The sequence below is a fragment of the Magnetospirillum sp. ME-1 genome, from assembly GCF_002105535.1.
Classification (GTDB): domain Bacteria; phylum Pseudomonadota; class Alphaproteobacteria; order Rhodospirillales; family Magnetospirillaceae; genus Phaeospirillum.
In genome coordinates this window covers 2,312,763-2,330,318 of the sequence record NZ_CP015848.1, presented here as the reverse complement: position 1 = coordinate 2,330,318, position 17,556 = coordinate 2,312,763, and the positions used below count along the sequence as shown (strand labels likewise).

24 protein-coding genes are annotated in these 17,556 nt (G+C 66.5%); 13 read left to right on the top strand and 11 right to left on the bottom strand.

The window, feature by feature from the left end:
• The first annotated feature begins 91 nt into the window (after positions 1-91).
• The 5 genes from WV31_RS10855 (at position 92) to WV31_RS10835 (ending at position 2,766) form a co-directional block, all read left to right on the top strand.
• A complete protein-coding gene (locus WV31_RS10855; protein WP_085373595.1) occupies positions 92-322 on the top strand; it encodes a hypothetical protein in 231 nt (76 codons plus the stop codon).
• Between the two features lie 144 nt (positions 323-466).
• Complete coding sequence (locus WV31_RS10850) at positions 467-823, top strand: hypothetical protein (RefSeq protein ID WP_145980836.1); 357 nt, start codon at positions 467-469, stop codon at positions 821-823.
• A 132-nt stretch (positions 824-955) separates the two neighbouring features.
• Positions 956-1,144 carry a hypothetical protein gene (locus WV31_RS10845; protein ID WP_085373593.1) on the top strand — a complete coding sequence of 63 codons (189 nt, stop codon included), beginning with the start codon at positions 956-958 and terminating at the stop codon, positions 1,142-1,144.
• A gap of 106 nt (positions 1,145-1,250) precedes the next feature.
• Complete coding sequence (locus tag WV31_RS21595; RefSeq protein ID WP_145980835.1) at positions 1,251-1,790, top strand: hypothetical protein; 540 nt, start codon at positions 1,251-1,253, stop codon at positions 1,788-1,790.
• A 139-nt stretch (positions 1,791-1,929) separates the two neighbouring features.
• Entirely contained in the window at positions 1,930-2,766 is an 837-nt protein-coding gene (locus WV31_RS10835) for a hypothetical protein (RefSeq protein WP_145980834.1), read from the top strand.
• A 62-nt stretch (positions 2,767-2,828) separates the two neighbouring features.
• On the opposite strand, the gene WV31_RS10830 is transcribed toward WV31_RS10835, so the two are convergent.
• Together WV31_RS10830 and WV31_RS22450 are read right to left on the bottom strand one after the other, a co-directional pair.
• Positions 2,829-3,845, bottom strand: coding sequence for a hypothetical protein (locus WV31_RS10830; protein WP_085373590.1), 1,017 nt, complete (start codon positions 3,843-3,845; stop codon positions 2,829-2,831).
• A gap of 84 nt (positions 3,846-3,929) precedes the next feature.
• Positions 3,930-5,192 carry a hypothetical protein gene (locus WV31_RS22450; RefSeq protein ID WP_085373589.1) on the bottom strand — a complete coding sequence of 421 codons (1,263 nt, stop codon included), beginning with the start codon at positions 5,190-5,192 and terminating at the stop codon, positions 3,930-3,932.
• Positions 5,193-5,388: 196 nt separating this feature from the next.
• Here WV31_RS22450 and WV31_RS10820 point away from each other — a divergent pair, with 196 nt between their 5' ends.
• Positions 5,389-6,459, top strand: a complete 1,071-nt coding sequence (locus WV31_RS10820; protein WP_085375546.1) for a DNA cytosine methyltransferase — start codon at positions 5,389-5,391, stop codon at positions 6,457-6,459.
• 42 nt (positions 6,460-6,501) lie between these two features.
• On the opposite strand, the gene WV31_RS10815 is transcribed toward WV31_RS10820, so the two are convergent.
• From WV31_RS10815 to WV31_RS10790, 6 genes are all read right to left on the bottom strand, one after another.
• The gene (locus WV31_RS10815; protein WP_085373588.1) at positions 6,502-6,849 is read right to left on the bottom strand and encodes a hypothetical protein; all 348 of its coding nucleotides are present in this window, start codon (positions 6,847-6,849) and stop codon (positions 6,502-6,504) included.
• On the bottom strand, positions 6,846-7,340 hold the full coding sequence (locus WV31_RS10810; protein ID WP_085373587.1) for a tyrosine phosphatase family protein: 495 nt from the start codon (positions 7,338-7,340) through the stop codon (positions 6,846-6,848). Before WV31_RS10810 ends, WV31_RS10815 begins: the two co-directional genes overlap by 4 nt.
• Positions 7,337-8,170, bottom strand: a complete 834-nt coding sequence (locus tag WV31_RS10805; protein ID WP_085373586.1) for a nucleotidyltransferase family protein — start codon at positions 8,168-8,170, stop codon at positions 7,337-7,339. The genes WV31_RS10810 and WV31_RS10805 overlap by 4 nt, the downstream gene beginning before the upstream one ends.
• Positions 8,171-8,283: 113 nt before the next feature.
• On the bottom strand, positions 8,284-9,465 hold the full coding sequence (locus tag WV31_RS10800; protein WP_085373585.1) for a site-specific integrase: 1,182 nt from the start codon (positions 9,463-9,465) through the stop codon (positions 8,284-8,286).
• Positions 9,466-9,560: 95 nt separating this feature from the next.
• Entirely contained in the window at positions 9,561-10,070 is a 510-nt protein-coding gene (locus WV31_RS10795) for a hypothetical protein (protein ID WP_085373584.1), read from the bottom strand.
• A 72-nt stretch (positions 10,071-10,142) separates the two neighbouring features.
• Positions 10,143-10,412 carry a hypothetical protein gene (locus tag WV31_RS10790; RefSeq protein WP_085373583.1) on the bottom strand — a complete coding sequence of 90 codons (270 nt, stop codon included), beginning with the start codon at positions 10,410-10,412 and terminating at the stop codon, positions 10,143-10,145.
• A gap of 149 nt (positions 10,413-10,561) precedes the next feature.
• On the opposite strand from WV31_RS10790, the gene WV31_RS10785 reads away from it, so the two are divergent.
• On the top strand, positions 10,562-10,855 hold the full coding sequence (locus WV31_RS10785; protein WP_085373582.1) for a hypothetical protein: 294 nt from the start codon (positions 10,562-10,564) through the stop codon (positions 10,853-10,855).
• On the opposite strand, the gene WV31_RS10780 is transcribed toward WV31_RS10785, so the two are convergent.
• Positions 10,852-11,052: a hypothetical protein gene (locus WV31_RS10780; protein WP_085373581.1), complete on the bottom strand. Its 201-nt coding sequence runs from the start codon at positions 11,050-11,052 to the stop codon at positions 10,852-10,854. The two genes, WV31_RS10785 and WV31_RS10780, sit on opposite strands and share 4 nt — an antisense overlap.
• Positions 11,053-11,226: 174 nt before the next feature.
• On the opposite strand from WV31_RS10780, the gene WV31_RS10775 reads away from it, so the two are divergent.
• Together WV31_RS10775 and WV31_RS10770 are read left to right on the top strand one after the other, a co-directional pair.
• Positions 11,227-11,532: a hypothetical protein gene (locus WV31_RS10775; protein ID WP_068438464.1), complete on the top strand. Its 306-nt coding sequence runs from the start codon at positions 11,227-11,229 to the stop codon at positions 11,530-11,532.
• A gap of 130 nt (positions 11,533-11,662) precedes the next feature.
• Positions 11,663-12,253, top strand: a complete 591-nt coding sequence (locus WV31_RS10770; RefSeq protein WP_085373580.1) for a hypothetical protein — start codon at positions 11,663-11,665, stop codon at positions 12,251-12,253.
• Positions 12,254-12,329: 76 nt separating this feature from the next.
• On the opposite strand, the gene WV31_RS10765 is transcribed toward WV31_RS10770, so the two are convergent.
• Together WV31_RS10765 and WV31_RS10760 are read right to left on the bottom strand one after the other, a co-directional pair.
• Positions 12,330-12,893, bottom strand: coding sequence for a hypothetical protein (locus tag WV31_RS10765; RefSeq protein ID WP_145980832.1), 564 nt, complete (start codon positions 12,891-12,893; stop codon positions 12,330-12,332).
• A 166-nt stretch (positions 12,894-13,059) separates the two neighbouring features.
• Positions 13,060-13,371 carry a hypothetical protein gene (locus tag WV31_RS10760; protein ID WP_145980831.1) on the bottom strand — a complete coding sequence of 104 codons (312 nt, stop codon included), beginning with the start codon at positions 13,369-13,371 and terminating at the stop codon, positions 13,060-13,062.
• An 88-nt stretch (positions 13,372-13,459) separates the two neighbouring features.
• Here WV31_RS10760 and WV31_RS10755 point away from each other — a divergent pair, with 88 nt between their 5' ends.
• The 4 genes from WV31_RS10755 to WV31_RS10740 all read left to right on the top strand — a co-directional run bounded on the left by WV31_RS10755 (position 13,460) and on the right by WV31_RS10740 (position 17,508).
• Positions 13,460-13,846: a hypothetical protein gene (locus WV31_RS10755; RefSeq protein ID WP_085373577.1), complete on the top strand. Its 387-nt coding sequence runs from the start codon at positions 13,460-13,462 to the stop codon at positions 13,844-13,846.
• A gap of 165 nt (positions 13,847-14,011) precedes the next feature.
• Positions 14,012-14,449, top strand: a complete 438-nt coding sequence (locus tag WV31_RS10750; protein ID WP_085373576.1) for a hypothetical protein — start codon at positions 14,012-14,014, stop codon at positions 14,447-14,449.
• A 76-nt stretch (positions 14,450-14,525) separates the two neighbouring features.
• The gene (locus WV31_RS10745; protein WP_085373575.1) at positions 14,526-15,539 is read left to right on the top strand and encodes a sigma-70 family RNA polymerase sigma factor; all 1,014 of its coding nucleotides are present in this window, start codon (positions 14,526-14,528) and stop codon (positions 15,537-15,539) included.
• Positions 15,540-15,561: 22 nt separating this feature from the next.
• On the top strand, positions 15,562-17,508 hold the full coding sequence (locus WV31_RS10740; protein WP_085373574.1) for a hypothetical protein: 1,947 nt from the start codon (positions 15,562-15,564) through the stop codon (positions 17,506-17,508).
• Positions 17,509-17,556 lie beyond the last annotated feature (48 nt).

Below are 17,556 nucleotides of genomic sequence, written 5' to 3'. Positions count from 1 at the left end.
GATGACGGATCCCCATGGGGAGGCAGGGGCGATACCTGCCGGCGCGCACCGCCCTCCGGGCAGTCCGGAGGATACACGAAGGAACCCTACCATGAGCTGGCGCATGGAATACCGTGGAGAGGCCCTCTACCCGCTGGAGTTCTCGCTCTCGGACATCCTCCGCGGGTGCGCGATGACCGTCGGGTTCGCGGCCCTGCTGATCTATTGTGCTTTCGAGGGTTGGCTCAACGGAGAATGGCTTGGAGCGGCCCTCTTCTCCGTCGTCGCCATCGGCATCGCGACCCTGCTGAGCGGTGTGCGTTTCCGTCGTTGGAGCCGATGAAGGGAGACGCAACGGCGGCGGAGTAGGCCGCCTGAGGAATCTGTGCGTCGTCGAATGACGGATCCCTACGGGGAGGCAGGAGCGATACCTGCCGGCGCGCACCGCCCTCCGGGTTGGCCGGGGGAAGACGAGGAGGCCGACGCCATGCGTGGCTATACGATGATCGGCGAAGGAGGATCGCGCATGTGGTGTGCCCCGTCTCGCAGCGGAATGGGACATTTCATGCCTGGCCAGCCCTCCGCGGAAGACATGGAGCGGGAAGCCGTAGCCATTCACGATCGCTTCTTGCGCGGCGAGCCGCTTCTGGCACAGGACAAGTTGAGGATCTTCCTCCTCGACAACCTCTCCCTCGGCACGCTCCTGGATCTGCGCGAGGACGGGGATGCCTCCGTCCGCTGCAATGCCGAAGAACGCATCGAAGAGGGCGAGTGGTCGGCTCACGAACAGCTCGAAATCCAGATGCGGACTGCGGCCATGGGCCGGGCCGCCAATGACCATTGACGGCCCGGACCCCGCGACTTCCGCGGTTCGCCAGGACCCATTTTAAGAACTGAGCGCAGAGCGGATCTCGGGCTTCGCGACCCCGGCGCTCACCGCCTCCTGGGCAGGCCAGGAGAAGAAAGGGAGGGCACCATGGGCCAGAAGCTCGAGCTGAGCTGCATCTCAGGCGACGGAAGCGCAGGGAAACTCGGCGGGGTCTTCTTCCTCGACGAATACGAAGCCCCGATCCAGTCCGTCGAAGCGGCCTCTCCCAACAGGGAGATGCGGCGCCGGGCCAACAGGGAGATGCGGCGCCGGGCAGCCCGCGTTCGCGGCAAGTAGTAGAGATCTGCGCGCCGCCGGCTGGCGGATCCCTTCGGGGAGGCAGGAGCGACACCTGCCGGCGCGCACCGCCCTCCGGGATGGCCGGGGAACCAGGAGCATCACGATGAAGCGCGCACTTGCCTTCCTGCTGGGCTTGGTTAATGGACATCCATCCCTGAAGCAAAGGCCGGCCGTCCTTGGCCCCCCTTCCGAGCAAGATAGCGAACGTCGTTTTGTTGCTGGGCTTCTGCAGGTTGAGGGGGCCTCTCCGAGTGAAGCTGAAGAAGGTTCTCGAATCGCAGTGGATGTTCTTCGGAGCGGTAGCGCAGACCCTCTCCGTCCGCCCCTGCATCCATATCAATTCCCCAAGCAACTGCTCGATACACTTCGCGGGGGTTGGTCTCTGGATCGTTACCGCGAAGCGTTGGCGCGCCATCCTGCCCCGGAGGCACGCGTGCATGCTCTGTTTCGGGAATTCGACTGGAGGAACCCGGCAAGGATCCCGGCGATCTACCATGTTCAGCCTCCGCATAGCGTGCTGGCCATTCTGTTGGCCGATGAGGACGGGAATGTCCGCGCCGAGGCCGAGACCTATCTTTCGACCCTCTCATCGCATGAACGATTGGAAGTGTTGATGGCCGCATCGTCCGCTAAGGCTGAGTAGCTGCCACCAAGAATGCTTGGCGGACACTATTCGGCGACCCGTCATCTGATGTCGGGTCTGGCCTGCGTCTTCATCGCCGGGTAGGATGCAGCCGGACGCACCTGCGCCGCCCGATGGGTTGGGTATTGGATCAGGAGCCATGCGCGGAGCGACGGAAGGGCGGGCTATGGGTTTGGACTGGCGGTTGGTGGAGAAGGTGGTTGATGGGAAGAAGGTCTTCCCGGTCGAAACCCTCGGCGGGAGGCTTCTCAGCCGGACAAATCCCGAAGACGTGGCCTTGGCCGAAGCGCAGCTCCGCGCCGATAAGGAACACGGCGCGGCCATCTGCGTGCCGAAATTCGTCAGGAGCCTTCGCCAGATTGAGATTCCGGGTCGCGGCCGGGAAGTGCCGATCAAGGATGGTTGGCTGAGCATCGCCGACGAGACGCCTCCTTACAAATTCGTCGCGTGCCCTCGCATGCCGAGCGATTTTGAGAGCATGAAGGTCAAGGCGAGTTCGATCACCGATCTGGAAGCCAAACGCTTTCTTCCATTCGCTTTCATCGACGGTGATCGCATCCCCTATGTTTCCGAGGCGGATGTCGCCAAGGTTTCGGCCATAGTGACCACGGTCGCGGCCGCGTTCGATGAATTCGAGAGGGCCTTCGGTGGCCAGTGCCCGCATACGATTCCCCCTGGAACGCGCTTCGCCAACGGTTTCGCCTCCCACACCTGCCAACCTTGGGATTTCCGAGGAGAGATGGTATTGCCCAGAGAGAACCCGGTCCTCGAAGGAAGAAAGGATCTCGAACGAAAGTTCCTTCGGCGCCAATCACCTTCCGGAATGCTGTCCCTCGCCGTGGATCTCGGGGCTGCACTCAGCGCCTTCATCCGGAGCGGAAAGCGGGATCCGGTAGGCGAGACCTCGGTTGTGCTCGCCTGCCTCTGGCTGCGGGATTGGGCTGCGCTCGGACATGGCTTCGAGCCCAGCGCCTAGACCGCTTGGCGGTTCTGATGGCGCGGAATGGCGGGTTCGAGCGTTGGATCCTGCCGTCGGCTCTACGGAGCGATCCGGGAGAATGACCCGCGGATGCCGGGACGGCAGGGCAGCAGGATCCGCAGGGTGCGCTTGCCATCGGTGACGACGAGGAAGCCCTTCCCGTCCGGCTTGGCCGTTTCCACCAGCTCCTGAACGGACATGAGGAAATCCTGCTTCTCGTGCCAGGTGCAGGAGTGGGCGGCCCATGCATCGAGCCATGCCGACAGATGCTTCGGCACTTCGTCGCCGAGCCAGGCGCAGAGGACGTAGGCCAGCCGGCCCAGCGTCGCGGGATCCTCGGGCCAGAGGCGGGCGATGGGGGTGTCCAGGGCGAGATGCGCGAGCAGCGCCTCGTGACCGTTGCGGTGGTGGATGCAGAGTTCGTGGCGGACATTCTCATTCGGATCGTCGGTGAGGGCGGCGATGTCTTCGATGGATCGCACCCATCCGGCGGCGGCCCAGCGGAACCCGGGTTCCCGATCCGGGATCAGCATCTGCAGGAGTTCGCCCCGCACGCTGGCGTCCATCCAGCGCATCAGGTGGCCGAGCGCGATGGCTTTGCCGTCGGCATGGACGGCCATCCCCTTGACCCGCGAGAGGGTCTCCTGGGCGTTCAATGGCGGGAATCTCGCGGAGAGCGCCTGGATCGTGGCGTTGACCGCCCGGTCCGATTTGCCCTCCGAGGAGAGCGTCGTCCACAGGACGGCTTCCGTGGAATGGGGGTTGGCCGAGACGGCCATGCGCACGGAGAAGTCGGAGTCCTGCGCGAGCGTGTGGAGCAGGCCCTCGGAGCTTGCTTTCGCGGCCAGGGCCTTCCGCACGGGCCGGAACCGGCATTCCCTGGCGATCCGCAGCAGGATGTCTTCCGGAACGCCGGGATGGGCGACCGCGGCCAGCAGGGCCTTTTTCGCCGCCTCGCACCTCGCCTTTTCCCAGTCCGGGAGGTTGAACCAGCTCACGCCTTGCGTGGGCCCCGTCCATTCGTTCAGGGCGCGCAGTGCGGCGTCGGCGATATCGGACGGGCTGGGCTTCGGCATGGGCTGCTTCCTGGTGGCCGGGCACAGTAGCAGGCATCCCCGCGGGGATGAAGGGGCTGTTCCGGCCTCTGTGGCCCTCGGGGGTCATTCGCCGCGGCTTGTCGGGTCCGGCCGCGACCGTCCTGCGGGTCCGGGCTGCCGGGTATCTCCGGCGGCCTCGCTGTCGTTCTCTCGTGCCTTCGCCTGCGGATGCACCGCGATCCATTCCTTGGCCGCCGTCAGGAGGTCCAGCCTCTGGTGCTGGGAGAGGGCGGAGGGGTCGATGCTTTCCCAGTCCGCCATGAAGGGTGGCGCCCAGTTGATGGGCTCATAGTCCCCGCGCGCGATGCGGACGATGCCGCCGAGCAGGAGGCGGGAGCGTTCATCCTGGCCGACGCGCAGCGGCGGGAAGTCCCTGCCGGCGCCCAGGATGTCCGGCAGGCGGGCCTGGAAGGCCTGTTCGCTCTCGTCCTCCTTCTGGAAGGTCTGCCGGAATTCCGCATCCGGCGCCGGCGTCCAGCCGTCGGCCGCGACTTCAAAGACCGAGCAGATCGCCCGGCCATCCTCGGCCTCGTAGCGGTAGTGGTCGTCCTGGAAATGCGTGTAGCGATCTGCCTGCGCCCAGCAAGGGTAGCGGGTGCCGTCGCCGTCGACCAGCGCCTCGTCCTTCTTCGGCGCGAGGACGGAGCTGCGCACCGCCATGCGGAATTGCTCGCCCTGCATCCCGGGCGGTGGGACCAGGGTGCGAGGCACGTCCTCCTGCGTCGCCTCGTAGAGGGGCCGGAGATGGACGGCGGCGATGTCGGTGAGGATCGGCGCCTCCGGCGCGGCGAGCGCATCGAGGATCCTCTGGGCCGCGGCCCGGTCGTTCTCGACGGTTTCCTCGAGGGATAGGCCGCGCGCGGCATGGAAGAGGGCGAGGAAGGATTGCGGCGTGAGCAGTCCTCCCGGACGGATGTCCTCGCGGCGGAGGACGACGCCGTTGCCGCTGGCCAGGCAGTCTTCGAAGAGCTCCCGCTTGGTGATGAAAGCGGGCGGCTGGATCTCCGGCCAGATTCCCCAGGTCGTCGCGCCGCCCGGCGCCGGCGGGGCGTAGCGCCCGTTCTCCAGATCGTCTTCCCCGCAGACCTTGATGTCGTCGAGCGGGGCCGCGATCAGTTCGCGCTCCTCGTCGGTGAGGGGCAGGAGGACGCCGGGATTGGCCGCCTCGCGTGCGGCGCGGGCGATCCAGACAGGGTGCCGCTTCCGCTCTTCCGCAGCCTCGGCCAGCCTACGTCCCATCTCGTCCAAGGCCGCATCGAGGGCGGCATCCTCGGCCGCCTGCTCCTCGGGCGTGAGCGGCGTGAATTTCGGGATCAGGCGGGCCATGGTCACCTCCGGCGGGTCGGGCGCTGCAATCGATATGGGGCGCGCAGCGGAACGGGTCGCTGATTCACATGGCAACGAGCCTCTTGGTTGCCTGCTCCTGCTCGAGCTCCGCCATCCCCGTCGCGATCCGATCATACCGGGCCGGACCCAATTTCTCCGTGCGGCGGCATTCGTCGCCTGGCCGGGGGATGCAGTCATGGAATCGGAATCCGCCGCGGGAGCTGGCGATGCCGGTCTTCGGTATCTTTCCGTGTGCTCCGGGATCGAGGCAGCATCGGTTGCATGGCGCGGGCTTGGATGGTCGCCCGTTGCGTTCGCGGAGGTGGCCCCTTTCCCATCCGCCGTTCTCGCCCATCGCTTCCCCTCCATTCCGAATCTCGGTGATCTGACGAAGATCGACGGCGCGAGGTTGAGGGGGGTGGATCTGATCGTTGGCGGGACACCTTGCCAGGCCTTCTCGATAAGCGGGCTTCGCCAGTCTCTAGCAGATGCCCGCGGCAACCTCTCCCTCAAATTCGTGGAGCTCGTCGATGCAGCTGACCCTGCCCTTGTTCTCTGGGAGAACGTCCCCGGAGTGCTCAACACCAGCGACAATGCCTTCGGCTGCCTCCTCGCAGGCCTCGCTGGGTGGGATGAGCCGCTCCTGCCGCCAAAAGGACGATGGCCGACGGCTGGTGCTGTGTACGGCCCCGCTCGTTCGCTCGCGTGGCGCGTCCTCGATGCTCAACATTTCGGAGTGCCCCAGCGACGGCGGCGCGTCTTCCTCCTTGCGGGACGTGCTGGAATCGGGATCGATCCCGCCGAGATTCTATTTGAGCCCCAAGGCGGCTGCGGGGATCCTCTCGCGGGCATCGCGCCGTGGGAAGGCGTTGCCGCCTGTTCTGGAAATGGCTCTCCGGACGCAGGCGGAGAAGCAGTCGTCTGCGTCACCGGAGAGCGGACGCACGCATTGACCGCTGAAGGGGCCGACGCCTCCGAGGACGGAACCGGACGCGGCACACCGATCGTCTGCATCACTTCCGAGCCGCCTGCGCTTGCTCGGTCGATCGTGCGCAGGCTCCTTCCGAAGGAGTGCGAACGTCTGCAGGGGTTCCCCGATGATTGGACGCGTATCCCGTGGAAGAGGAAGTCCGCAGAGGAGTGCCCGGACGGGCCGCGCTACAAGGCCGTGGGGAACTCGATGGCTGTGCCGGTGATGCGGTGGATTGGGCACCGCATCGCCAAGGCGCTGGCCTTGAATCCCGCCGGGAAGGGCCGGCCCGCTTGATATGCATGGCAACCGCCAAGGACATTTGCCGGCTGCACCCCTCTATCTGGCGGACTTCCGCGTCGCCGCCTTGATGCCAGCGAGCGTCGTGCGGATGAATTCGCGTTGCTCGGGCGTGGGTGGCACGATGGCTGCCGGATCGAACTTCCGCATGACAGGGCGGCCGACATCGATGGACGCCATGATGTCATGGTGCTTATCCAGGATCTCGTCGCACCCGATAGCAACGACGTTCCTAACTACGTCCCTATCCAGCACGATGCCAGCTGTGTTGATGATCTTCATTCTGTCCTCCTGCTGGTGGGTGCCGTTGATATGGATGCCGATGGAATGCATGAGGAGCTTGGCGCGGTCGTTGATCTCTTCCGCACTGGGTTTGCCGGTCTTCATGGCCTAGCCTTCAGGGCGCGATCCGTCATGGCCTTTGAGATCTCGGGCCAGCCGAGGATCTCCGCCCCGATACGAATCATGAGCGGATTGGGCTGGGCGATGTCTCGCACCCGGTGGATCTCTTCCAGTGCCTCGGCGGCGCGTTCCGGTCCTACCGCCTGAGCGAGGATGAGGTATCCGGCGGCGGGCGAGCGGCTGATGCCCGCTTCGCAATGGATGAGCAACGTGGAGCCGGGCTCCACGAGTCGGCCGAAGTCCAGGATGGCCTCGATGTGCTCCCGGCGTGGCGCCAATGGCAAGGTAGGGTCAATGGTGTCTTCGAATGCCAGTGTGAGATGGCGCTCCTCTTCGAGCTGGTGCTCGTGCCAGATGAGCTTGCCGGGATTCGCGAGGGAGAGGATGCGCGAGGCTCCGTACCGCCAGAAGGCCGCTTCCAGAAGCACCCGGCTGGTGATGGCGATGCGGAAGGGGAAGCCGAGGGATTCGTTCATCGAGGCTCCTCCGCCGTCCATACGAGGATCGCGTCCTTGGTGGATAGGGCCTCCTCGTTGATCACTGGGAACAGGTCGACGAGCCGGCCGGTATGCCCTTCGAAAAGGCGGCGCAGCTCCGTCCAGGTGTCGTAGTCCGTGGCTCCTTCCCGCGTTCGGTAGAGGAGATCGATGTCGGAGGCGCTGGCAGCCGTCCCGGCGGCGACGCTGCCGTAGGCCCAGATCCGATCCACGTTCATCCTGCGGATCGCGTCGGCGTTCTGGTCGGCGGCCAGTCGGATGTCGTCGAGGACAGGTGGGGAGCGATCGGCATGGAGCCCGCGCACGAAGGCGCGGAATTCCGCCTCCCTCTCTGCGGGGACGGCGGCTGTCATGATGGTGGTCGGCCCGCGGCTTTCGGCCGAGAGGATGCCGTCGGTGTCGTGGGGCATAGGATCCTCCAGGCTGGCCAGGTGGTCGATCAGGGGCTGGGCGAACCGATCGATGAAGCCGCCCAGCAGGGCGTCCTGCATCTCTTCGATCCATTGGAGCACCATGAGTCCGGGATCTGTCATGAGTGGCTCCAGCTTCCAGGCGCGGCTGCCGTCGCCGTCGTCGAAGCAGCGCACATAGGCGACGAGGTCGGCCACGAGTGGATGGCGCCGAACCTCCGGCGGGATCCTCTTGCTGCGCAGGAGCCGGGCGACGCGGAAGATGTTTGATTGGACGAAGTGCGGACGGAATGGGAACTCGGCTTCCTGCCGATGCATCTCGCGCATGCGGAAGAGCAGGCGCATCTCCTTGATGGCCGGGGCGTAGAACTTGCTTCTGGACTCCGTGGCTTTCGGCATCCTTCTTCTCCTGGCCGGATCGTGCGCGGAACGCGGCTGAAGTCAACGATTGAAGCGGTTGCGCGGCGGCTCCCCCGGGGGCCCGCCGTGCTGCCGCCTTTCCTTCCGAGCCATCAGGTGGCCGGCGATCGGCCCTGGAGCACCGCCAGGCGGGCGGCGCCGCCGCGGCGGACGTCGAGCCGTTCGCAGTATCGGCTGGCCATGGCCGGGGACTTCCAGCCGCCAGCCTGCATGATGGCCACGAGGTCGATGCCGGCGGCCGCCATGTCCTGGGCGAGGCCGACGCGGGTGCTGTGCCCGGAGAGGCGGGACCACACATTGCGGGGGAACCCGGCGGCCCGGCCGAGCTTCTTGTAGAGATTGCTTACCGCCCGCCCCTGGATCGCCTCCGGTCCGACTTTCCCGTTGTTCCTCAGCGCTCGGAAGATCGGGCCATCCTCGACGCCGGCGGCGTCCAGCCAGGCATCGACCGCCTTCACGGCTGCGGCCGAGAGGTAGCAGATCTGGCCTTGGCCTTCCTGGTCGGTCTTGCTGCGCCGGAGGACGATGGTGGCGGTGCCGTCTTCGGCGCGATCGATGTCCTCGACCAGCAGGGAGACCACCTCGGAGCGGCGGCGTCCGATGTCGTAGGCCACGGAGAGGAGAGCGCGGTCCCGGAGGCCGGTGATGTCCGTCCCGGCGGCCGCGAGCATCTTGTCGCGCATCTGCCAATTGAGCCCGAGGGCCTGCGTTTGCCGGGTGCCATGCTGGCGGGCCAGCCGCTTCATGGCGACCTTCACGACCCGGAGCTTGGTCGGATCCGGCAGGTCCGCGATGCGGTGCGCGGCGGCGATGGCGGCGATGTGCCGCGATAGGGTGGCGGGCTTGCGCTTGCCGCTGGAGGCGTCGATGTAGGCGGAGATCGCCTCGCCGGAGGCGGGCAGGGGCTGGTGTCCGGCTTCGGCGCACCAGGCGGTCCACATGCCCCAGTCGGAGGCGTAGCCCCGCTTCGTCCGCTCGGCGAAGGCATCGTCAAGCTCGAGCTTCGCCTTGGCGCCGTTCTCCGCACCGCCATGCGTGGGCGGCGCCGTTTCGCCTACCCCGGCCCTTTCGGCCTCTCCCATCCTCCATTCGAGGAGCTCATGGCTTGAGAGGAGCCGTGCTGATTTCGCCGGACCTCCTTCCCTGAAGCAGTCATGGCACGGGCCGTCGGCCTCACGGATTGGATGGGAAGCCAGATCGAAGCACGCGGCGCCATCCACATGGATGAGGGTGCCACGCCGTTCGCAGAGATGCCTTCCGATGTCCTGATCCATTCCGCTTCTCCCCGCCTGCGCCGCGACGGCGGCCTGGGAGGGATCTGGGGTGGGTCTCGGGGCCGGCAACCTCCCTTGTCGGGCCAGTCTTCGAACTATTGGCTTTGCGCTTCGTCCAGATCGTCGGATTGCGCTGCCCACAAATGCGCAGCTATCAGGGCCATTACCATGGAAGTGTCCGCCGACAGGCTGGTGAAGTCAGGAATCCGGATATCGAGAAGCGCGTCGCGCTCGGAATCCGTCGGAAAATCTCGGCGGCCCTCCTTCATTGCTTGGGCCAAGTCATTCTTGAACTTGGCATTTTGCGCGACGAATCCAGCGATCAAGGCGGTTTCCGCTGGTGGGAGTTTCCGCGACAGCGCTTCTTCAACTTCATCTGGAGAACGGCCGCGCAGTACGTGGACTCCGTCCATCAGACTTTCGTATAGATGGTATTGTTCCACGTCAAAGCTGACTCGGCAGGCTTCATCAGGGAACCCCATCGCCGAAAGCCACGCGGATGCTCCATGCTCCGGTTCGTCGTCCTCGACGAGGATTATGCTTCGAGCGTTGAGAATCGCCTCGGGCAGATTTTGGACGATCTCGTCCGTGCTTCTATTTCTCATCGCTACCCCCTGTTTCCTTTGAAATCTTGGCTGCACCCTTCCTATGAGGGCGCATTAGCGTCGTCAATATCCTTATGGCTGTTGTCGAGTGGTTCGAGAGCCGAAGGAGACAATGTCTTTCGAAGGCCCGGTGGATCGGGCTTGCGATTTAGCCGGCAGAGTGCCGCCTGATGGTGCAGGTTCGTCCTCTTCCCATTCGTCAAGGGCCTTCTGCATCCCGGAGACGAGCTTGTCGAAGTCATCCTGAGGCATGTCGGCGACTTCCTGGACCACTACAACCTCATTCATATCGACCCGTGGGGCAGGCTTCTCTCCGAAGGTCATGATGATGGTCTTGGCCATTCGCGTCCTCCTGTCGATGCGATCTGGGCTCGATTTGGTGCTCTGGTTAATGCGGATATCGCCGCCAACTTGTGTTGTGGGTTCGATGCGTTTCCTGTCGGACAGAGAACACATATGCTGCGCAGTGCAATGGAATGGAATGGGATGAGATGAAGAAGCACGCTGAAATCGTGGCTCTGGCCGCCTTGCTCGAGGACAAGGGCATAGACGATCCGAAAGACGCCATCCGGACGGCCATCGAGCATTTCCTTGGGCGAGACGCGCAGGGAAACTTCGACCTGCTTGCGGAGTGGGGTGTTCTAAGGGCAGATGGCATGTGGTTCCGTCCCATCCTCGATGAGATGGCGGAGGTCTCCTGCATCTGGACCCATGGCCCCGGGGATGCGCTGCTGGCTTGCGTCGTGGATGCTGCTCTGATGGCGATATTCCCGTCCGACGACTAGGCATCGGACTTGATGCGCCGGATGACTTCTTGCTCGCTCAACCGTCCGTGCGCGAAATCCTCGAGCCATCCCTTGGTGCGCTCGTCGATCTGCACGCCTTCGAGCGATGCGGAATCGGTGGCGTGCTTCATCAGGCCAAGACGGCGGGCGATTTCTTGAGCGGTGCCTGGCTTGTCTGTGGAAGCGCTCTTGCGCATGATCCTCTCTCTTCCGTTCGCGAATGTGCATATGGGGGCGTCCCGCTTCCCTTCCAGGCCGGACAGGAAGGCCGCCACTTGAACCGCCGTCTTCTTCGATCCTCCCGGCCCCACCTTCTCCGCGTGGCGACCCCGGATGCCGTGTCCGGCAAGGCCCCGCAGGGAGGATGGAGCATGGAAGCGATTTCGAATGGACCGGTCGTGGCGCTCGAGGCCGAGCAGCCGAAGCGTGGCGTCCTTGGGCGCGTGTGGAGCCTCGTCTGCGTGCTGGCCTCGCTCGGGTTCCTCGTGGGGGCTTGCCTGGTCGTGCGGGAATTCTCAGTGAGCCAGCAGGCTCTCGAAGCCGCAGGCAATCCGTTCGCCAAGCTGGCGCTTCAGCCGCCAGTCTCCTTCTACTTCGGCTGGATGGTCGGCATCGTGAACGGCCTCGTCTTCGGCGCGTTCGTCGGCAAGGTCCTCCGGGATCTCCGTCGCCGCTGAAGCCGATCGCAAGGCGAGGATCCGGGGGCTTCGGCTCCCGGTTCCCGCTTCAGCACTCGCTCCGGCGCGACCCCTGCATCGGGGCTCGTCGGCCCCACCTTCTGGCAGTCGTCCCCTGAAGGAGGAACCCATGAAGAAGCACGCCCTCGCCGCAGTTCTGCTCGGCGCCGTTTCCATCGCCGCGGTCGCCGTGGCCTATGCCGGGCGTCCGGTGTCCGAGCCCGCCCAGGGTTTGGTCGCAGGCGGGGCCGGTGCATCGGCGGGTCTTCCCTTCGATGTTCCCGAGCAGCCGGCGGGCATCCCGATGGTCTTGATCCCGCCTTGCGTCGCGGACTCGTTCATCGAGGACGGGGATGCGGTGGTCCGCTGGGTCTTCACGGCTCCTGCTGCGGGGTACTATGCCCTGTCGGCCCAGCCCGTCGGCGCATCCGACGAGATCTCCATGGAGGTGGATGGCGTCGAGGCGGACGGCATCCTGCCGGGGCTGCCTACGGGCTCGGTCCATCACGCGCTGTTCATGCGCCGGGGCGAGTCGGTCCCCGTCGAGATCTGGACGCGCCATGCACCGGGCCTGTCGCTGGTCATCTCCTCCGACGTCCAGACGGACGCCTACCAGGCTTCGGACGGATCCGTCCGCTCCTCGTTCAGGATCTGCACGGCCCAGCCGTTCGCAGGCGGCGGGATCTTCGCGCCTCCTCCGATCCGCCTCGGAAGCATCTGATCGGGAATCCGGGAGGATTGGACATGCGGCTCATGCGGCGCCCGCCGCGTGGGCCGCATCGCTGTCCGGCGCACTTTCAGCCCGCGGCCTCGGCGGCGACATGGAGGTCCAGCTTCTCCTGGGCCGTCATTTCCTCGTAGGCGAGGCTCCAGCGGTTCCTTGGCAGTGGCCGGGCGCCGTGCTTGCGGGCGAGGCTGCAGGCGAGGAAGGAAGGGGTGCGCGGGGGCGTGGTGGCCAGCGTCAGCAGGCGGCGCAGCGTCGATCCGCCGGAAGGTAGGGCGATAAGGCCGAGCATCCGGGCTCTCGCTCCCAGGGACTGGCGCACGACGCCGGGGCCCAGGCCGGATTCGATGTCCATCTCCGCGTTCCGTCTCGCTTCGTCCCGATCGCTGCGGTAGCGCTCGTAGGGCTGATCCACGGGGGAGGGCTTCCCGCCCTTCCTCAGGCGGCCCGATGCGGTCATCGGCTTCGTCCTGCCGTCCGTCGGCTGGATTTCCATGTAGGGAGCGAGCAGCTCGTGCGGGCGGGAGCAGGGGGGGACGCTTCGGGGCAGGAAGCCGGCGTGCAGCAGCCGGAGCCACGGCCTGCCGCAGCCGTGCGATGCGCGATGGAGGATGAAGCCGAGGAGGATGGGGCTCATTCTGGGTCTCCCGTGCGTTTGGGCGTCGCCAGCGGGCGGACGCCTATAAGCCTCCTCCGGTGCAGCGTCGCCGCCAGTCCCGCAACCGCCCGCATAAGCCCATGCTCGCCTCCTGACGTGGGTGAACTGGAGCGGGACGAGCATCCGTCAACCTGTCGATGCGGCGTCATCCCCGATTGGCGATGCGCGCCTGGCGCTGGATCAGGGCCAGTTCGTGCGCCAGCTCGCATTCGCGGCAGGCGGCGGCGTATTCGGCGTCGGTCGCATCGGGCATCCGGATCGGCGGGGAATAGGCGAGGCACTCCTCGTCGATGAGGATCGTCAGAGGGCGGCCTTCCAGGTCGTCGAGCGGGATGCCCCTGGCGATGCAGAGTGCATCGATCTGCTCGTCGTCCATGGCCTCAAGTTCGGCCCGGGTGAAGACGCGGCTCCTGATCTCCTCGGGGGAGAAGGCGGCGAGGGGATTGGTTCCGGTCATGGGGGTCTCCTTGCTGCGCCATGGGACGAAGCCGCCATGGAGGCCTCGCTCCGCCCCCATCTCCTGGAATGTATCCGAGGAGGTGGGCATGGGTAGGCGGAAGGCGATCTTCGTGGCGATGCCCCTGGTCATCCTGGACGCCGCTCTGGCGATGCTGGTGCCGACACCGCTCGCCTTCCTGTCCATCGCGTTGGCCCTCTTCATCCTCGTGGGGCTGTGCCGGCTTGCCGATCGGTATGCCGCCGAGGATGAGGGCCAGCCATGGCCCCCAGCGACGGAGCCATCGCCGACGCCGGCTTCCCGGGAAGCGGAGGGTTGCTACGAACCGCTTGGGGGCTTCGCCCTTTCCATCGGCATCGCGGCCGTCGTCGGGTTCGGCGCCGGCGTCGCCGAATTGCCTCTCACCGGCACGGCTGGGGCTGTTCTGGCGGCCTTCGGAGCGGTTCGCGGCATCGAGATGCTCCTGGATCGCTGAGCCATCGCAGGCGGGGAACGTCCCGATCTTCCAGCATCGGCGCATTCTTCCGGTTGCGCTGTTTCCGGCAACCGAGGAATGCGCCGATTCCCCTGATCCTTCGCCAAGGCTTGGCGCTTCGCGGATCTGCTCCAGCTGAAGAAGGTGGCAACGCGGAGGCTCGGCATGCATCGCTCCATCACCCCGGCCCTTCTGGCCGCCCTTCTCCTTTCCGCAGGCGCCGCCAGCGCCACGGAAGCCTATGACGTTCCTTCCACGGATCTGCTGGGGCTCGAGGCGCAGCGCCGCGCCGATGTGTGCGCGTGCGAATCCGGCTTCTACGGCGCTTCGCTGACCGCCGAGGCGGCCGGGCGGATCAAGGCGAAGTGCCGGAAGGTGGGGGCCGATGCCGATGCGGCCCTGCGATCGTCGTCGGATCCCCGCCAGCCCGTCGCCTCCGCCTTCGATCCCTGCCTGCGCGTGCGGCGCCTGGCTGCGGTTCCCGGGGCGACGGCGCTTTCGCCTCCTGCTCCGGTGTCTTCCCTCGACGCCATCCTTGAGGGAATGCGGCCCGGGGGGTCGAGGAACAAGGTCGCGCCTCCGGTCCCTGCGCTTCCTCGCTGACCTCCTGGCGGGCCGGAACCGAATCCGCCGGGCGGCCACATCTCCTCCTCGTCGTTGATGATGGGAGGATGCCGGGATGGCCGATGGAGCTTGGACGCCGTACAGCGGTGAGACGAGGCGGAGGTGCAAGGCGGGAACGCTGGATGCCGAGGGCGCCTCCAACCGGGCACGGGCCGCAGTCCTGGCGGCGGAATGGAAGGCGCACCGCCGCGGCGAGGATTTCGGGGAGCTGGTGAGGCTTTCGGACAAGCTCCTGCGCGGGGTGGCGAAGCGCTTCGGGCGTCGGCTTGATCCTGCCGATGGATACCAGGAGGGCATTCTCGGTCTGGCGCGTGCTGCGGATCTGTTCGATCCGGAGGCCGGAGCCGGGTTCTTCACCTTCGCGGCCTTCCATGTCTATGAGGCGGTGAAGCGGGCCGTCGTCGGCCAGGGCCTTTCCGGCTCGATGTCGATGGCAGGAACCCTGATGTCGCTGGAGAAGGCGATGGCCTCGACCGGCTGCGATCTGGAAGAGGCCATCGTCGAGCTTCGCCGGACGGGGAAGACCCATCGTACGGTGGAGGCGCTGAGGGCGGCCTATTTCGGCTGCCATGGCCGGGTCGCAACGCTGTACGTCGGAAAGGATGGCGACCATCACGATCTGCTGGATGGGTTCTCCGACGGCACGACCGAGGAGGATTTCATCGGGGCTCCGGACATGGAGGATCGGCGGCGTCTGCTCGCCGTTGCGATGGAGCGCTTGAATCCCGTCCAGCGCGAGATCTTCCAGCGTGCGTTCCTGTCCGAGAAGAAGCAGTCGTTCGTGTCGCTGGGAAAGGAGAAGGGGCGTTCCGCGGAGAGGGTTCGCCAGCGTGCCATGGCGGCGATGAAGGAGGTGATCGCCGGCATCGACGAGCTGCGGACCAGCGGGGACAGGCTGGATCTCCCGCTCGCCGGCTGGAAGGAAGCCTTCGAGGAAGCCCGTGCCGTATCGGCGAAGCCTCGCGTGAAGGAAAAGGCCGGGAGATCGCCGGAGCGGGCGCCTTCTTCGGTTCAGAGCGCGTTGCTGGGCATGGTTCCGGTTCCTGGCGAGAAGAAGCTGTCGGCCTGAGCCGGCCGGAAGGGAGGCGGAGATGATCTGGGGGAAATCGTGGGTGCGGACGTTCGAGGCGGCGCTTTCCGGCTCTCGCGATGCCAGGCTGGAGATCGCCGAATCCTCCGTGTCGGGCCGGGCCATCCCGGACGCCCATGAGGTTCTGGCGACGAACGAGACCGATCCGGAGGTTCTGCTGGCCTTGGCGGCGAACGACCGGCTGCCGGGCGAAGCCCAGCGCACGCTGGCGGCCCGCATCATCGCCGGGGACAGGATGACGGGGAAGACGGCCCGCCGCCTCGCCCGCGAGTTCTCGATGTCCCAGGTCGCGCTGGCGGCCGACGTCGTCCATGCCATCTCGACCGATCCCCTGTTCGCCGAGGATACGGCGATGATCATGGAAGAGCTTGCGGCCCTCGGGGAGGAGGACCGGGGCACGGAGGGCGTCGCGCCGATCATAGCCCGGTTCGCCCTGGACCCGTCCGAGCCGCAGGCGCGGGCCACGGCGCTCAGCCTGCTCCGGAGGGAGACGGGCGATCGCGAGCTGCTGGCCGAGATCATCGTCCGCGCGAGGACGCATGGGGCGACGATGCCGGCGGATGCTTCCGCCGCCGTTTCGGGACGTCTGGCTGGCATGTCCGAGGAGGATCGCGTCCTGCTGGAGGCCAGGGTTGGGCTGCTGGCGCCGCTCAGGCAGCCGGGCTTCGAGGCGGACTGGTTCGGCACGGGGCTGCCGGTTCCTTCCCCCATTCCCGGCCTGACGCCATTCGAGCGCCGGTTCATGGACGCCATCGACTCCGATCGGTTCCGGATGCCGGATCCTTCGGACTTCTGCGCGCTCGCCTCGTCCCGCAATGTCTTCGTGCGGAGGGCTTCCGCCGTCTGCTGCGGGGCGTACGCGCATGATGATCCGGCCGCCGAGGCCGCGGAGGATCTGCTCCTGCGCGATCGGGACATGGCGACATGGTCTGTGGCGCTCCGCCTGACCGGCGCCGTGGCGGAGGGCCCATGGCGCGGCGATCCCTTCCGCGTGGGAAGCAGAGGCAATGCGTTCGATGCGGACAGGTCCCCCTCCATGGAGGAATTCTCCCGGTCGATCGGCGATCCGTCCTCCGTCGTGCGCCTGGCTGCGGCCGCGCATCCTTCCTGCCCGCCATCCGTGCTGGCGGCGTTCCAGCTCGACGGCGACGACGTCCTCGTCACCGCGTCCCATCTCTACGGCAGCGCGGAAAGCCAGCGCTCGGCCCAGGAGAGGATGGACATCGCCATGACACGCTCGGATCTCCTCGCGAAGGCGAGCGCGACGCTGCCTCCCGTCGAGCCCGAGACGCCTTCGGCGGCCATGGCCCGGCGGGCCTCCAAGGAGGATTGTCCCGCCGAGGATCTCCGCCGCTTCGCTTCGGAATGGCATCCCGAGGTCCGACTGGCGGCGGTGTGCAATCTCCGGTTCCCCCGCAACGAGCTGGGCGAGGCGGTTGGCGAGATCCTGCGGGGCGGGCGTTCCCAGGAGGCCGCTCTGGTCGAGAGGCTGCCGGCCTTCGCCCTGGCGGAGCTGTCCTGCAAGGAGGTTCCGTCGCTCGCCCGCGTGGCGACGGCCCGGATCGAGGCGGCGGTGGCGGGCAAGGCCGATGCGGCGCGCGCCAAGGAAATCGTGGCGGGCTTCGAGGCGGTCCGGCTGGAAGGCTCCCTCCGGCTGCCGCCATCTGCGGTCGTCGCCGTTGGCGCCTTCATGGAAGCGGCTTCGGCCGAGGAACGGCTCGAGGTGCTGATCGAGGCGGAGGGAATGGTCGCGTGCCGTGATCTGGCCATGTCGGGAATGCCGACGGACCGGAATCCTCCCATTCCGGTGGCTGAGCCGGAGGTCCGGCTGGCCATCGCCCCGACGAAGGCATCCGGCATCCATGCTGCCGAGCAGCTTGGCTTCGGCTTCCTCGGGCCGGCGGCCGCCCTGCCTCCGAAGCCGAAGGACCGCGGCGCCGGTCGCTGATCGGGTCCGCTGGGACACATGTTCGGCAGGTCAATCGGAGGAGGTCCC